Genomic DNA, 13,479 nt, shown 5'->3' on the forward strand with positions numbered 1-13,479 from the left:
GCACGTCAAACTATAGTCTGGACACATGTCCAGGAGGGTTCGGATTTCTTGCTCCACATTATTCGGCCAGGTCAGGGCCGCTCTCCAGGATCAGTGAGCTGAATATGCGCATCGCGTTGCTGTCGTATCGGAGCAAGACCCACTGCGGTGGTCAAGGGGTTTACGTCCGGCATCTGAGCCAGGGGCTCGTCGAACTCGGTCACGACGTCGAGGTCTTCTCCGGCCAGCCCTATCCGGAGATCCTCGATCCGCGGGTCCGGCTGACCGAGGTGCCGAGCCTCGATCTCTATCGGGAGCCGGATCCGTTCCGCATTCCCCGGCCCAGCGAGATCAAGACCCGCATCGACCTCGAGGAGCTGCTGACCACCTGGACCGCCGGGTTCCCCGAGCCGAAGACGTTCAGCATGCGCGCGGCGCGGCTGCTGGCCGCGCGCCGCGGTGACTTCGACGTGGTGCACGACAACCAGTGCCTGGGTACCGGCCTGCTGACGATCCAGAACTCGGGCATGCCGGTGGTGGCCACCGTGCACCATCCGATCACCCGGGACCGGGTGCTCGAGGTGGCGGCCGCAGCGTGGTGGCGCAAGCCGCTCGTGAAGCGCTGGTACGCGTTTGCCGAGATGCAGAAGGACGTCGCCCGGCGGATCCCCGAACTGGTCACCGTGTCGTCGACGTCGGCCGCCGACATCGCCGAGGACTTCGGTGTCGATCCGGGGCAGCTCAACGTCGTTCCGCTCGGGGTGAACACCCAGCTGTTCCAGCCCGCCGAGCACCGGGTGCGCAACCGCATCATCGCGATCGCCAGCGCCGATGTACCGCTCAAGGGAGTCAGCCACCTGCTGCACGCGGTGGCCCGGCTGCGTGTCGAGCGCGACCTCGAGCTGCAGCTGGTCGCCAAGCTGGAGCCCAATGGGCCCACCGAGAAGCTGATCGCCGAACTCGGCATCTCCGACATCGTGCACATCTCCAGCGGGCTGTCGGACTCCGAGCTCGCCGAACTGCTCGCCTCGGCCGAAGTGGCTTGCATCCCTTCGCTTTACGAAGGTTTCTCGCTGCCTGCGGTGGAGGCGATGGCCAGCGGGACGCCGATCGTGGCCAGCCGCGCCGGGGCGCTGCCCGAGGTCGTCGGTACCGACGGCCAGTGCGCACGACTGGTGACACCCGCCGACGTCGCGGAACTGACCGCGGTGCTCGGTGAATTACTGGACTCGCCAAGGGAGTTGCGACGGCTGGGCGACAACGGCCGCCGGCGTGCGCTGGAAGTCTTCAGTTGGGAATCCGTTGCGGCGCAGACCGTCGCGATATACGAACGAGCTTGTGAAAGGGTCGCGACATGCTGACCGTTGACTTCGACCGGCTCGGCGTGGGCGCCGGAACCAAGGTGATCGACGTCGGGTGCGGCGCCGGCCGGCACACGTTCGAGGCGTTCCGGCGGGGTGCCGACGTCATCGGATTCGACCAGAACGCATCGGATCTCAACGACGTCGACCAGATCCTGCAGGCGATGAAGGAGCAGGGCGAGGTACCCGCGTCGGCCAAGGCGGAGGTGGTCAAGGGTGACGCACTCGACCTGCCCTACTCCGACGGCACCTTCGACTGCGTGATCGCCTCCGAGATCCTCGAGCACGTGCCCGCCGACGAGCGTGCCATCTCCGAACTCGTGCGGGTGCTCAAACCCGGTGGGGTGCTGGCGATCACGGTTCCTCGCTGGCTGCCCGAGCGGATCTGCTGGGCGTTGTCCGACGAGTACCACGCCAACGAGGGCGGGCACGTGCGCATCTATCGTGCCGACGAGTTGCGCGACAAGGTGCTCGCGCACGGGCTGAAGCTGACGCACACCCACCACGCGCACGCGTTGCACTCACCGTTCTGGTGGCTCAAATGTGCTGTGGGAACGGAGAAGAACGACCACCCGGCCGTTGCCGCGTACCACAAGCTGCTGGTGTGGGACATGATGGACCGGCCGTGGCTGACGCGCACCGCGGAAGCCGCGCTGAACCCGCTGATCGGCAAGAGCGTCGCCCTCTACTTCAGGAAGCCAGCCACAGCCGATGCCTGACATTCCCGGAGTGCCGGGGGTGTTCACTCCGGCCCAGTGCCGGCAGACAGCCGAATCCATCGCCGCGACGCAAGAGTCGAGCGGCGCCATCCCGTGGTCGGTCGGTGGTCACACCGACCCCTGGGACCACATCGAGAGCGCGATGGCACTCACCGCCGCGGGGCTGCTGGAGCCCGCCCGCGCGGCGTTCGAGTGGTCGCGCACCACGCAGCGTCCCGACGGCACCTGGCCGATCCAGGTGCGTGACGGGGTGATCGAGGACGCCAACAGCGACACCAACTTCTGTGCCTACATCGCCACCGGGGTGTGGCACCACGTGCTGATCACCGATGACCGCGAGTTCGCGGTCAGGATGTGGCCGGTGGTGGCCAAGGCCATCGACTTCGTGCTGGAGTTGCAGCAGAGCACCGGTGAGATCACCTGGGCCCGTGGGAAAGGCGGCGATGCCGACGAGGCGCTGCTGACCGGTTGCGCGAGCATCTACCACAGCATCCGGTGCGCGCTGGCGCTGGCCGATTACGTCGGCGACCCCCAGCCCGAATGGGAGGTCGCCGTCGGGCGGCTCGGGCACGCGATCGCGGACCATCCTGGCGCCTTCGTGACCAAGGACCGTTGGTCGATGGAGTGGTACTACCCGATTCTCGGTGGTGCCCTGCGTGGTTCACGGGCGCGGGCACGCATCGACGAACGCTGGGAAGATTTCGTGGTGCCCGGGCTCGGAATCCGCTGCGTGGACGATCGGCCGTGGGTGACCGGGGCCGAGACCTGCGAATTGGTGATGGCGCTGGACTCGATCGGGGAGCGCGAGCGGGCCCTTGAGCAGTTCACCGCGATGCACCACCTGCGCGAGGAGGACGGCTCGTACTGGACCGGGCTGGTGTACTCCGACGGCAAGCGGTGGCCGGTGGAACGCACCACCTGGACGGGTGCCGCGGTGATCCTGGCCGCCGACGCGCTGTCGTCGACGACGCCGGCCAGCGGCATCTTCCGGGGCGACGATCTGCCCAGAGGTCTTGAGGGCGTGTACGACTGCGAATGCGCGGCCAGCGAACGCTAACCCGCGTCCGTCAGCGTCCCCGGCGTGCCCGACACCCGCTCGAGCACGCGCATCGAGCCGGTCGCGCGGACCTCGCTGAAATCCCCGGTGCCCAGCGCGCGCTGGTAGATCAGGAACGGTGCGCGGCCGCCGTCGGCGGGATCCGGGAACACGTCGTGGATGACCAGGGCACCGCCGACCTCGACCCACGGGGCCCAGCCGTCGAAGTCGCGGTTGGCTGCCTCCTCGGTGTGGCCGCCGTCGATGAACAGGAACCGCAACGGAGTTCGCCATCCGCGGGCCACCACCGGCGAACGCCCGACGACCGCGACGATGTGCTCGTCGAGCCCGGCGCCGTCGAGGGTGTGGCGCAGCGTCGGCAGGGTGTCGAACAAGCCGGTGACGGGATCGACCATCGACGCGTCGTGGTACTCCCAGCCGACCTGGTGCTCCTCGGAGCCGTGATGGTGGTCGACGGTGTAGATCAGACCGCCGGTCTGCTGCGCGGCCGCACCGAGCATCACCGTCGACTTGCCGCAGTACGTGCCGATCTCGACGCCCACACCGTCGCCGAGATAGCGCACGGCGGTGTCGTAGAGGGCGCGACCCTCGTCGGCCGGCATGAAGCCGATGACCTTGTCGGCGTACTCGAACAGGGCGGCGGCGTCCGCCGGCAACGCGGCGTCGGTGGTGTCCATCGAGGTCCGATTGTAGTAGCGTCCGGACATGTGTCCGATCCGGCTCTGGAGTCGACGCGGCGACGCTTGACCGCCCGGCAGGCCGACACGGTGGACCGGCTGGGCCGGGCGGCTCTCGATCTGCTCCGGCGTGAGGGATTCAGCGGGCTGACGGTGCGCCGGGTGGCCGCCGAGGCGGGTGTCGGAGCCGCCACCGCGTACACCTATTTCTCGTCCAAGGAGCACCTCGTCGCCGAGGTGTTCTGGCGACGGCTGACCGGCTCGCCGCGCATCGAACACACCTCCGACGACCGCGCCGCGCGGGTCACCGAGGTGCTCGGCCACATCTCCTCGCTGGTCGCCGACGAACCGGAGTTCGCGGGCGCGGTGACCACCGCGCTGCTCGGCAGGGATCCCGATGTGGAGGAACTGCGGGCGCGCATCGGCGCCGACGTCCGCGGCAGGCTGGCCGAAGCACTCGGGTCCGCCACCGATCCGGACGTGATCGACGCGCTGGAGATGCTCTACTCCGGGGCGCTGGTGCGCGCCGGGATGGGCCACGCGTCGTACGAGGCGATCGCCGCGAAGCTGGAGAAGTCCGCGCGACTGCTGCTCGGCTGAGGCGAACCCGTTACCGGGGCCCGAGCAATGCGGTCGCCGCGACGACCGCGGGGCCGGCGATGCCGTGCATGTCCCGCCCGTCCTCGACGAACAGGGCGGTCAGCTCCCGTAGCCCACCGAGCAGGATCAGCGCGATCGGCGGGGTGATCGGGTCCAGGCCGGCGCGCCGGAAGCCCGCGCTGCTGGTCAACGTCACCAGCATGTCGGTCAGATCCTGCATCACCTGCCGGTGCAACGGGCGTGCCACCGCGCCGAGCGCGGGCGCCTCCCGGATCCAGCACAGCGTGATCGCGGGACGGGCGCTGATGTGCTCGACGTAGGCGTCGACGGCCTGGTGGATCTGTCGCTGCCAGTCCGATCCGGCGTCGACGGCGGCGTTGATGCCCGCGATGAGGTCGACGTTGTTGCGGCGCAGCAGCTCGAGCAGGCACTGCTCCTTGCTGGCGAAGTGCTCGTAGAACGTGCGCTTGGAGGTCCGCGCGTGCCGCACCACGTCGGCGACGGTGGTGTCGCGGAATCCGCGATCGCCGATCGAGGTCGCCAGACCGTCGAGCAGGCGGTCGGTGACCGGGCCCGCGTCGACGAACACCACCGGTGTCGAGGTCACACCGGACACCTCCTCAACCCTTGCGGCCTGTTGGTACTACCCGGTACCGTACTCGCCATGACGACGGTACACCGCAGTACCAAGCCCGCCGGCCTCGACCTTCCGGTCCGCCTTCCGCCGGCGCCCCGGATTCCGCGTCTGGCGCAGGCCCTCGGGTTCTCGCTGTCGCGGCAGTGGACCGTCGAACAGATCGCCCGCCGCTACGGCGATGCGTTCACGATGACGCTGCCGGTCTTCGGCCCGACCGTGATGGTCACCGAGCCGGGCCTGGCCAAGCAGGTGTTCATGGCCAACACCGACGACGTCGGCAACATTCAGCCGAACCTGTCCCGGGTGCTGGGCTCGGGATCGGTGTTCGCGCTCGACGGGATGGACCACCGCCGTCGCCGCAAGTTGTTGACGCCGCCGTTCCACGGCAAGAGCATCAAGAATTACGAGAGGATCTTCGAAGAGGAGACGTTGCGCGAGGCGGCGAGCTGGCCCGAGGGGCAGCCCTTCGAGACGCTCGAACCGATGATGCGGATCACCCTGAACGTGATCCTGCGGGCCGTCTTCGGCGCCGACGGTGCGCAACTCGACGAATTGCGGCGCATCATCCCGCCGTGGGTCACGCTCGGCTCGCGGCTGTCGGTGCTGCCGACGCCGCAACGCACCTACGGGCGGTTCAGCCCGTGGGGCAGGCTGGCCACCTACCGTCGCCAGTACGACGAGGTGATCGGGCGGCTCATCGACGCCGTGCAGGCCGATCCGGACTTCGGCACCCGCGACGACGTGCTGGCGCTGCTGCTGCGCAGCACCTACGAGGACGGTTCGTCGATGTCGCGTCAGGACATCGGCGACGAACTGCTCACCCTGCTGGCCGCCGGCCACGAGACCACCGCCGCGACGCTGGGCTGGGTGTTCGAGCGCATCAGCCGCCACCCCGATGTGCTGGCGAAGCTGGCGGCCGAGGCCGACACCGACGACAACGAATACCGCCAGGCGGTGATTTTGGAGGTCCAGCGGGCCCGCACCATCATCGACTTCGCCGGCAGGCACGTCTACGCGCCGACCTTCGAACTCGGTGAGTGGGTTGTCCCACAGGGATATTCGATCGTCGTGGCGATCCGGGAGGTGCATCACCGCAGTCAGGACTTCCCGGACCCGCAGCGGTTCGACCCGCAGCGCTTCGTCGGTCAGCGACCTCCGACGCTGTCGCACATTCCGTTCGGGGGCGGCACCCGGCGCTGCGTCGGGGCGGCGTTCGCCAACGTCGAGATGGACGTCGTATTACGGACGGTGTTGCGGCACTTCACCATCGAGACGACCGCCGCGGCGGGGGAGAAGATGCACTCACGCGGAGTGGCCTACACCCCGGCCGACGGCGGCCGTGTCGTAATGCGGCGGCGCTAGCTCAGACTCAGACTTCAGCGCGCTTGGGCAGTTTCCAGCCCGGCCGCGGGAAGTGGCAGGTGTAGCCGGTCGGGTAGCGCTCCAGGTAGTCCTGGTGCTCGGGCTCGGCCTCCCAGAACTCCGGCGCGGGGCTCACCTCGGTGACCACCTTGCCGGGCCACAGCCCTGACGCATCCACGTCGGCGATGGTGTCCAGCGCGATCTGGCGCTGCTCGTCGTCGACGTAGAAGATCTCCGAGCGGTAGCTGGTGCCGATGTCGTTGCCCTGCCGGTTCTTCGTGGTCGGGTCGTGGATCTGGAAAAAGAACTCCAGCAGCGCGCGGTAGTCGGTCTGCGCCGGGTCGTAGACGATCTCGATCGCCTCGGCGTGGCCGGGGTGATTGCGGTAGGTGGGGTGGTCGTTCTGCCCGCCGGTGTAACCGACCCGGGTGGACACCACTCCGGGCTGCTTGCGGATCAGATCCTGCATACCCCAGAAGCATCCGCCCGCCAGAACTGCTCGCTTGTGGTCGCTCACGCCTGCTCCTTCTCGGTGGCTGTATCCCTGCTCCCCATAGTGCCTGTGTACAACCGCGGGCGAAACGTTCGTGTTCCGGGCGGCGATTACGGAAATGTGATGCGAGTGTCCACCGCTGCCCTTGTGGCGACCGCTGCCGTTGCCGCTGCCACCTGGGGCGCACCGATCGCGGCCGCGGAGACCGCCGTACTGGCCGAGCAGCCCGGCGACGGGCGCGCAGTATTCCTCGACGACCCCGCAATCGTCGACCCCCAGCCGTTGCGTGCCGAGTCCTACCACCGCGTCCCCGGGGACCGGGCCGTCGCCGTGCACTTCACCACCGGCACCCCGCAGTGCTTCGGCGTGGATGCCACGGCCACCGAGACCGCCGACGCGGTGACCGTCGAGTTGCGGGGCGGGACGCTGCCCGATGCGGTCGACAAGGCCTGCATCATGCTCGCGGTGTTCGGCTCCATCGAGGTTCCGCTGCAGGCGCCACTGGGCGACCGCCAGGTGCTCGCCGTCTTCTGACGCTCGACAAGCCCGGGTAGAACGTGTTCTAGTTCTGGGTGTGACGAGCAGCACCTTCAGCCGCGAGGAACTCGCCGAGGCGTTCGGGCAGTTCGAGGCCACGGTCGACCGGGCCGCCCAGACCCGGGACTGGGATCCGTGGGTTGACCAGTACAGCGACGACATCCTCTACATCGAGCACGCCGCGGGCACGATGCGCGGGCGCGAGCAGGTGCGCCCGTGGATCTGGAAGACGATGGAGAGCTTCCCGGGCAGCTACATGACGTCGTTCCCGTCGCTGTGGCACGTGATCGACGAGAGCACCGGCCGCATCATCTGCGAACTCGACAACCCGATGCGTGACCCCGGCGACGGCACCATCGTCAGCGCCACCAACATCTCGATCCTCACCTACGCCGGGGACGGGCAGTGGAAGCGGCAGGAGGACATCTACAACCCGCTGCGGTTCGTGTCCGCGACGGTGAAGTGGTGCCGCAAGGCCGAGGAGCTCGGCACGCTGCCCGACGAGGCCGCCCAGTGGATGGCCAAGTACGGCGGCCGCAAGTGACCGCTCTGGTGATCGGTGCCAACGGCTACCTCGGCAGCCATGTCACCCGCCAACTCGTCGCTGCCGGCCAGGACGTGCGCGTGATGGTCCGCGACGGCGCCAACACCGTCGGTATCGACGACCTCGCGATCACCCGGTTCGTCGGCGACATCTGGAACACCGCGGTGTTGCGCGAGGCGATGACGGGCTGCGACGTCGTCTACTACTGCGTCGTCGACACCCGCGGCTGGCTGCGCGACGCGGCGCCGCTGTTCCGCACCAACGTCGACGGCACCCGCAACGTCCTGGACGTCGCGGTCGAACCCGAGATCGCCGCGGGGCTACGCAAATTCGTGTTCACCAGCAGCTACGTGACCGTCGGCCGCAAGCGGGGGCGGGTCGCCACCGAGGCCGATGTGATCGCCGACCCGGCGACGTTGACCCCGTACGTGCGGTCCCGGGTGCAGGCCGAGAACCTGGTGATGGAGTACGCGCGTGAGCGCGGCCTGCCCGCCGTCGCGATGTGTGTGTCCACCACCTACGGCGCCGGCGACTGGGGCCGCACGCCGCACGGCGCGATCATCGCCGGCGCGGCGTTCGGCAAGCTGCCGTTCGTGATGTCCGGTATCGAACTGGAAGCCGTCGGGATCGACGACGCCGCCGCGGCGCTGCTGTTGGCCGCCGACAGGGGACGGGTCGGGGAGAGGTACCTGATCTCGGAGAAGATGATCTCCAATGCCGAGGTGGTCCGGATCGCGGCCGAGGCCGCCGGGGTGCCCGCGCCGTCCAGGTCGGTCCCGCTGGCGTTGTCCTACGCGATGGCGGCGCTCGCAGCGTCAAGGCCACGCTGACCAGGACCGACGAGCGCATGTCGCTGGGCTCGCTGCGGTTGATGCGCGCCGAGGCCCCGGTCGACTGCTCGAAGGCGCGGGGTGAACTCGGATGGCAACCGCGGCCCGTCGAGGAATCGATCCGCGAGGCCGCGAGGTTCTGGGTGGGTCTGCGCGACGCCAAGCGTCGACGCTCCGCCTAGCCGTCGCGATCAGCCTGCGACAATCTGTCGGTGCTTCCCAAAGCGCCGGTCAACGGTCACGTGTCCCACTGGTTCGACGGGCTGCCGATCAGCCGCGCGCCGCTGCCGGGCAGCCGCGACGCGGACGTGTGCATCGTCGGCGCCGGCTACACCGGGTTGTGGACCGCGTATTACCTCAAACGCGCCGACCCGTCGCTGCGCATCGTCGTGCTGGAGGCGCGGTTCGCCGGCTACGGCGCCTCGGGTCGCAACGGCGGCTGGCTGTCGGGACTGGTCCCCGCCGAGCGCGACCGGATGGCGCGCAGACACGGCCGTGACGGGGTGGTCGCGTGGCAGCGCGCCCTCAACGACGCCGTCGACGAGGTGATCGCGGTCGCGGCCGACGAAGGCATCGACGCGGGAATCGTCAAGGGCGGCACCCTGGAGATCGCCCGCAACCCCGCGCAGGCCCGTCGGCTGGCCGCCGCCGCCGAGGAGGAACGTCGCTGGGGCGTCGACGGCATCGCAGAACTCACCGGAGACGAAGCGGCACAACGGATCAACCTCGACGGTGTGGTCGCGGGTTTCCACAACCCGCACTGCGCCCGGATCCAGCCCGCCCAGCTGGCCCGCGGGCTCGCCGACGCGGTCGAGCGACTCGGTGTGGTGATCTACGAGCGGACCCCGGTCACCGAGATCGCCGCGGGCGGTGCCACCACCCCGTGGGGTGTCGTCAGTGCGCCGGTCGTACTGCGCGCCACCGAGGGATTCACCACCCGGCTGCCCGGGCTGAAACGCCGGTGGCTGCCGATGAACAGCTCGATGATCGCGACCGAGCCTGTGCCCGAGAACCTTTGGGACAGCATCGGGTGGCACGGCAGGGAAACCCTGGGCGACACCGCGCACGGTTTCTTCTACGCCCAGCGCACCGTCGACGACCGGATCGCGATCGGCGGGCGCAGTGTGCCGTACCGGTTCGGGTCCCGGCTGGACCGGGACGGCCGGGTGCCCGACGCGACGATCAAGCGGCTCGGCGCGACGTTGCATTCGATCCTGCCGCAGGTCGCGTCGGTCCCGATCGCCCACGCATGGTGCGGGGTGCTCGCGGTGCCGCGCGACTGGGCCGCGACCGTCGACTTCGACCGGGCCGACGGGCTCGGCTGGGCCGGCGGCTACGTCGGCCACGGCGTCACCGCGACCAACCTCGCCGGCCGGACGCTGACCGACCTGGTGCTCGGCCGCGACACCGAGTTGACCCGGCTGCCGTGGGTCGGGCACGAATCCAGGGACTGGGAGCCCGAACCGTTGCGCTGGATCGGCGTACGCGGGCTGTACCTGGCGTACAAGGCCGCCGACTGGCACGAGGCGCGCGGGACGAAGCGCACGTCGCCGTTCGCCGTCGCCGCCGACCGCATCGCGGGGCGTTGAATGGAGGCATGACCGAACACGCCGCCCACCAATCCCGCGAACCCCGCGAGCCATCCCCGTCGCATCCGATCACCGTCGTGCCGACCGGCAGACACGTGACGGTCCGGGTCAACGGCGAGACCGTCGCCGAGACCGACTCGGCGCTGACCCTGCAAGAAGCCAGCTATCCCGCCGTGCAATACATCCCGATCTCGGACGTGGTGGCGGGCCGGCTCACCTCCAGCGACACCACCTCGTACTGCCCGTACAAGGGCGACGCCGGCTATTTCCACGTCACCGCGGGTGGAAGCACCGTCGAGGACGCGGTCTGGACCTACCGTGACCCGTATCCGGGCGTCGCGGAGATCGCCGGGCACGTCGCGTTCTATCCGGACAAGGCCGACGTCACCGTCGACGCCTAACCTGGCGTGATGCCCCGTACGGCCAGCGTCGTGTTTCCCGGGCCGGCCAGTCCGGGCTGGACGCTGTCCCCGCTGCGCCGCGGACGGGCGGACCCGTGCTACCACGACGCCGCAGACGGCTCGATCTGGCGGACCAGCCTGATGCGCAGCGGACCGGTCACCGCGCGAATCAGCCGCAGCGCACCCGGCGTCGTCGACTGCGAGGCGTGGGGGCCGGGCGCCGCCGAGTTCACCGAGACCCTGCCCGCGCTGCTCGGCGCCACCGACGATGCCGCCGGTTTCGCACCCGAGGAACCGACGGTCGCGCGGGCGGCGGCGAAGGCGCCGCAGCTGCGGCTGGGACGTACCGGGCGCGTGCTGGAGGCGCTGATCCCGGCGATCCTGGAGCAGCGCGTCGTCGGCAAGGACGCCCGCCGCGCCTGGCGCCAGCTGGTGACCAAGTACGGCGCCCCGGCGCCGGGGCCCGCGCCGGCCCACCTGCGGATCCCGCCCACCCCAGAGGCGTGGCGGCGGATCCCGTCGTGGGAATTCCACCTCGCGAACGTCGACCCCGGCCGGGCCCGCACGGTGATCGGCTGCGCCCAGCGTGCCGATGCGCTGGAACGGCTGATCACGCGCACACCCGAGGCCGCGCGCACCGCGATGATGTCGCTGCCAGGGGTCGGGATCTGGACGGCCGCCGAAACCGCGCAGCGGGCGTTCGGCGACGCCGATGCCCTCTCGGTCGGCGATTACCACCTTGCCAAGGTGGTCGGGTGGACTCTGCTCGGACATCCGATCGACGACGCCGAGATGGTGGAACTGCTGGAACCGCTGCGACCGCACCGCCACCGCGCGGTGCGGCTGCTCGAGGTCAGCGGCATGATGATGCACCCCCGCTTCGGGCCGCGGCTGTCGATCCCGCGGCTCGCCGATCTGTGACCTCGACGTCACCGTTGGTTATCTGCCCACCGCCCCGGGTACCCGGGCCGGGACAGTCGATCGTGCGAAGGAGCAATCTATGACTGCGTTCACCGTTCCCGGCCTCACCGACAAGCAGGGAGCCGAAGTCGCCGAGCTGCTGCAGAAAGCGCTCAGCAGGTACAACGACCTGCACCTGACGCTCAAGCATGTCCACTGGAATGTGGTGGGCCCCAACTTCATCGGCGTCCACGAGATGATCGACCCGCAGGTCGAACTCGTCCGCGGCTACGCCGACGAAGCAGCCGAACGGATCGCCGCGCTGGGCGCCGCGCCGCTGGGCACCCCTGGAGCCATCATCAACGACCGCACCTGGGACGACTACTCGGTCAACCGCGACACCGTGCAGGCTCATCTGGCCGCCCTCGACCTCGTGTACACGGGCGTCATCGAGGACACCCGGAAGTCCATCGAACGCATCGGTGAGCTCGACCCCGTGTCGGAGGACATGCTCATCGGGCACGCTGCGGAGCTGGAGAAGTTCCAGTGGTTCGTGCGCGCGCACCTGGAGAACTCAGGCGGCCAGCTCGCCAACGCCGGCGCCGACACCGAGAAGGGGGCGGCCGCCAAGGCCAAGAAGGGCTGAGCCGCCAAGGCCAAGAAGAGCTGAGCCGCTGAGGCGGCCGAGACTGCCGTCGGGGAGTGAACCGGCCCTAACCGGGTGGCCGGGGAGCTCCCCGGCGGTATCTCTGTGCGGGGTCAGCGGTACGCGGTCAGGCGCGCGATCAGCGCCACCCGGCCGTCGCGGCCCACCGCCTCCGCCTCGGCCACACCGCTGCTGCGGCCGAGGTGCGAATGCCTGGCCCGGTAGTGCGCCTCCCCGCCGCCGTGGAACGGCCGCAGGAAGTTCACCCGCAGCGATGCCGTGCGGTACCCCGGCTCCGACTGGTCCCGGTTCACCGCCGCCGAGCCCACCAGTTCAAACCCCATCGACGACACCCCGCCGTGCACCGCGCCGACGCTGTTGTTCAGCACGGGGTCGTCGCCCTGCACCAACACCGTTGCCGCACCGCCGGTTTCGCCGACGCTGACCGCCATCAGATCACACAGCCGCGGCCCCGGCAGCGAACCGCCGGGCTCAGTCGGCCAGGACGCCAGTGTCGCCGGCACGGTGATGTAGAACGACCGGACCGTCGCCGTCGCGACGATGCGGCCACCGATGGCCAGTTCACAGGCGCCGAGCGCACAGATGCCCTGACCGCCCAGCGGGTGCGCCACCCCGACCACCGTCGCATCGTCGGCGGCGGCGATGGCCTCGGCCGTGTCCGGGGCGACCTCCAGCGACAGCTCGCTGGAGACGGTCCACTGGTCGGGCCCGCGCCGGGCGTGGTTGATCAAGCCGCCGATGTGGTCGACCAGCATCGCCATCGGTGCGATGGTCGGCGCGCCGGTGACGGGATTGCGGAACCCTGCGACGGGGATCGATGCGACACAGCGGTCCGCGCTTTCCTCGAACGTCTCGATCCCGAAGCGGCCCAGCGGCGTGTTCAGCGGGTACGGCATCCCTGCAGCCTGCCGCCAGCCCGGTGCCGCAATACCCCGGCGGGGTATCGGAAGTGGCAAACCCGTCGCAGCGCAACGGCTTTGGCGATGCGGAGCGTTTGCCAGACCTGCCCGGGCGCGGGAAAGGAGCCCTTCAGGGTTCTCTAAGAATCCGGCAAGTCTTTGCGCAAATTGCCCGGCTCCGGTCGCTGCAGCGCAGGACCTACGTTAGGCAGCGTCAGCAAACTTTG

The 13,479-nt window shown here is 69.5% G+C and carries 15 protein-coding genes and 1 pseudogene; 12 read left to right on the forward strand and 4 right to left on the reverse strand.

Annotation, left to right across the window (positions count from 1 at the left end; genetic code table 11):
* Nucleotides 1–104 precede the first annotated feature (104 nt).
* Genes manT through mmpH form a run of 3 tightly spaced genes read left to right on the forward strand, consistent with a single transcriptional unit; the run spans nucleotide 105 to nucleotide 3,116 of the window.
* Complete coding sequence (gene manT / locus NTM_RS08325; protein WP_104865159.1) at nucleotides 105–1,340, forward strand: MMP alpha-(1->4)-mannosyltransferase; 1,236 nt, start codon at nucleotides 105–107, stop codon at nucleotides 1,338–1,340.
* Nucleotides 1,334–2,059, forward strand: coding sequence for a class I SAM-dependent methyltransferase (locus NTM_RS08330; protein WP_104865160.1), 726 nt, complete (start codon nucleotides 1,334–1,336; stop codon nucleotides 2,057–2,059). The genes manT and NTM_RS08330 overlap by 7 nt, the downstream gene beginning before the upstream one ends.
* A complete protein-coding gene (gene mmpH / locus NTM_RS08335) occupies nucleotides 2,052–3,116 on the forward strand; it encodes an MMP endo-(1,4)-3-O-methyl-alpha-D-mannosidase (RefSeq protein ID WP_163766025.1) in 1,065 nt (354 codons plus the stop codon). Before NTM_RS08330 ends, mmpH begins: the two co-directional genes overlap by 8 nt.
* Here the strand turns inward: mmpH and NTM_RS08340 are convergent.
* On the reverse strand, nucleotides 3,113–3,793 hold the full coding sequence (locus NTM_RS08340) for a class I SAM-dependent methyltransferase (RefSeq protein ID WP_163766026.1): 681 nt from the start codon (nucleotides 3,791–3,793) through the stop codon (nucleotides 3,113–3,115). The two genes, mmpH and NTM_RS08340, sit on opposite strands and share 4 nt — an antisense overlap.
* Nucleotides 3,794–3,823: 30 nt before the next feature.
* On the opposite strand from NTM_RS08340, the gene NTM_RS08345 reads away from it, so the two are divergent.
* Nucleotides 3,824–4,393 carry a TetR/AcrR family transcriptional regulator gene (locus tag NTM_RS08345; protein WP_104865162.1) on the forward strand — a complete coding sequence of 190 codons (570 nt, stop codon included), beginning with the start codon at nucleotides 3,824–3,826 and terminating at the stop codon, nucleotides 4,391–4,393.
* Nucleotides 4,394–4,403: 10 nt separating this feature from the next.
* Here NTM_RS08345 and NTM_RS08350 read toward each other — a convergent pair whose 3' ends face one another.
* Nucleotides 4,404–5,000: a TetR/AcrR family transcriptional regulator gene (locus NTM_RS08350; protein ID WP_104865233.1), complete on the reverse strand. Its 597-nt coding sequence runs from the start codon at nucleotides 4,998–5,000 to the stop codon at nucleotides 4,404–4,406.
* A 57-nt stretch (nucleotides 5,001–5,057) separates the two neighbouring features.
* Here NTM_RS08350 and NTM_RS08355 point away from each other — a divergent pair, with 57 nt between their 5' ends.
* Nucleotides 5,058–6,392, forward strand: coding sequence for a cytochrome P450 (locus tag NTM_RS08355; protein WP_104865163.1), 1,335 nt, complete (start codon nucleotides 5,058–5,060; stop codon nucleotides 6,390–6,392).
* A gap of 7 nt (nucleotides 6,393–6,399) precedes the next feature.
* On the opposite strand, the gene msrA is transcribed toward NTM_RS08355, so the two are convergent.
* The gene (gene msrA, locus NTM_RS08360; RefSeq protein ID WP_104865164.1) at nucleotides 6,400–6,909 is read right to left on the reverse strand and encodes a peptide-methionine (S)-S-oxide reductase MsrA; all 510 of its coding nucleotides are present in this window, start codon (nucleotides 6,907–6,909) and stop codon (nucleotides 6,400–6,402) included.
* Between the two features lie 99 nt (nucleotides 6,910–7,008).
* On the opposite strand from msrA, the gene NTM_RS08365 reads away from it, so the two are divergent.
* The 7 genes and pseudogenes from NTM_RS08365 (at nucleotide 7,009) to NTM_RS08395 (ending at nucleotide 12,332) form a co-directional block, all read left to right on the forward strand.
* Nucleotides 7,009–7,419, forward strand: coding sequence for a hypothetical protein (locus NTM_RS08365; RefSeq protein WP_318268638.1), 411 nt, complete (start codon nucleotides 7,009–7,011; stop codon nucleotides 7,417–7,419).
* Between the two features lie 40 nt (nucleotides 7,420–7,459).
* Nucleotides 7,460–7,966 carry a nuclear transport factor 2 family protein gene (locus tag NTM_RS08370; protein WP_104865166.1) on the forward strand — a complete coding sequence of 169 codons (507 nt, stop codon included), beginning with the start codon at nucleotides 7,460–7,462 and terminating at the stop codon, nucleotides 7,964–7,966.
* Nucleotides 7,963–8,978: pseudogene (locus NTM_RS08375) on the forward strand (NAD-dependent epimerase/dehydratase family protein). Before NTM_RS08370 ends, NTM_RS08375 begins: the two are co-directional and overlap by 4 nt.
* Nucleotides 8,979–9,008: 30 nt before the next feature.
* A complete protein-coding gene (locus tag NTM_RS08380) occupies nucleotides 9,009–10,385 on the forward strand; it encodes an NAD(P)/FAD-dependent oxidoreductase (protein ID WP_163766027.1) in 1,377 nt (458 codons plus the stop codon).
* 8 nt (nucleotides 10,386–10,393) lie between these two features.
* Nucleotides 10,394–10,786 carry a DUF427 domain-containing protein gene (locus tag NTM_RS08385; RefSeq protein WP_163766028.1) on the forward strand — a complete coding sequence of 131 codons (393 nt, stop codon included), beginning with the start codon at nucleotides 10,394–10,396 and terminating at the stop codon, nucleotides 10,784–10,786.
* 9 nt (nucleotides 10,787–10,795) lie between these two features.
* Entirely contained in the window at nucleotides 10,796–11,707 is a 912-nt protein-coding gene (locus NTM_RS08390) for a DNA-3-methyladenine glycosylase family protein (protein ID WP_104865170.1), read from the forward strand.
* Between the two features lie 79 nt (nucleotides 11,708–11,786).
* Nucleotides 11,787–12,332, forward strand: a complete 546-nt coding sequence (locus NTM_RS08395) for a Dps family protein (protein ID WP_104865171.1) — start codon at nucleotides 11,787–11,789, stop codon at nucleotides 12,330–12,332.
* Between the two features lie 113 nt (nucleotides 12,333–12,445).
* Here NTM_RS08395 and NTM_RS08400 read toward each other — a convergent pair whose 3' ends face one another.
* Nucleotides 12,446–13,249 (reverse strand): PaaI family thioesterase, encoded by an 804-nt coding sequence (locus NTM_RS08400; RefSeq protein WP_163766029.1) that lies wholly within the window; start codon nucleotides 13,247–13,249, stop codon nucleotides 12,446–12,448.
* Nucleotides 13,250–13,479: the final 230 nt, after the last annotated feature.

It is taken from the genome of Mycolicibacterium parafortuitum (genome assembly GCF_010725485.1).
Lineage (GTDB): Bacteria > Actinomycetota > Actinomycetes > Mycobacteriales > Mycobacteriaceae > Mycobacterium.

What these genes read in the sequence shown, in the direction of transcription:
- manT (WP_104865159.1), top strand. Translation starts at nt 105, where the DNA reads ATGCGCATCGCGTTGCTGTCGTATCGGAGCAAGACCCACTGCGGTGGT.
- NTM_RS08400 (WP_163766029.1), bottom strand. Translation starts at nt 13,249, where the DNA reads ATGCCGTACCCGCTGAACACGCCGCTGGGCCGCTTCGGGATCGAGACG.
- NTM_RS08385 (WP_163766028.1), top strand. Translation starts at nt 10,394, where the DNA reads ATGACCGAACACGCCGCCCACCAATCCCGCGAACCCCGCGAGCCATCC.
- NTM_RS08395 (WP_104865171.1), top strand. Translation starts at nt 11,787, where the DNA reads ATGACTGCGTTCACCGTTCCCGGCCTCACCGACAAGCAGGGAGCCGAA.
- mmpH (WP_163766025.1), top strand. Translation starts at nt 2,052, where the DNA reads ATGCCTGACATTCCCGGAGTGCCGGGGGTGTTCACTCCGGCCCAGTGC.
- NTM_RS08355 (WP_104865163.1), top strand. Translation starts at nt 5,058, where the DNA reads ATGACGACGGTACACCGCAGTACCAAGCCCGCCGGCCTCGACCTTCCG.
- NTM_RS08390 (WP_104865170.1), top strand. Translation starts at nt 10,796, where the DNA reads ATGCCCCGTACGGCCAGCGTCGTGTTTCCCGGGCCGGCCAGTCCGGGC.
- NTM_RS08365 (WP_318268638.1), top strand. Translation starts at nt 7,009, where the DNA reads ATGCGAGTGTCCACCGCTGCCCTTGTGGCGACCGCTGCCGTTGCCGCT.
- NTM_RS08340 (WP_163766026.1), bottom strand. Translation starts at nt 3,793, where the DNA reads ATGGACACCACCGACGCCGCGTTGCCGGCGGACGCCGCCGCCCTGTTC.
- NTM_RS08330 (WP_104865160.1), top strand. Translation starts at nt 1,334, where the DNA reads ATGCTGACCGTTGACTTCGACCGGCTCGGCGTGGGCGCCGGAACCAAG.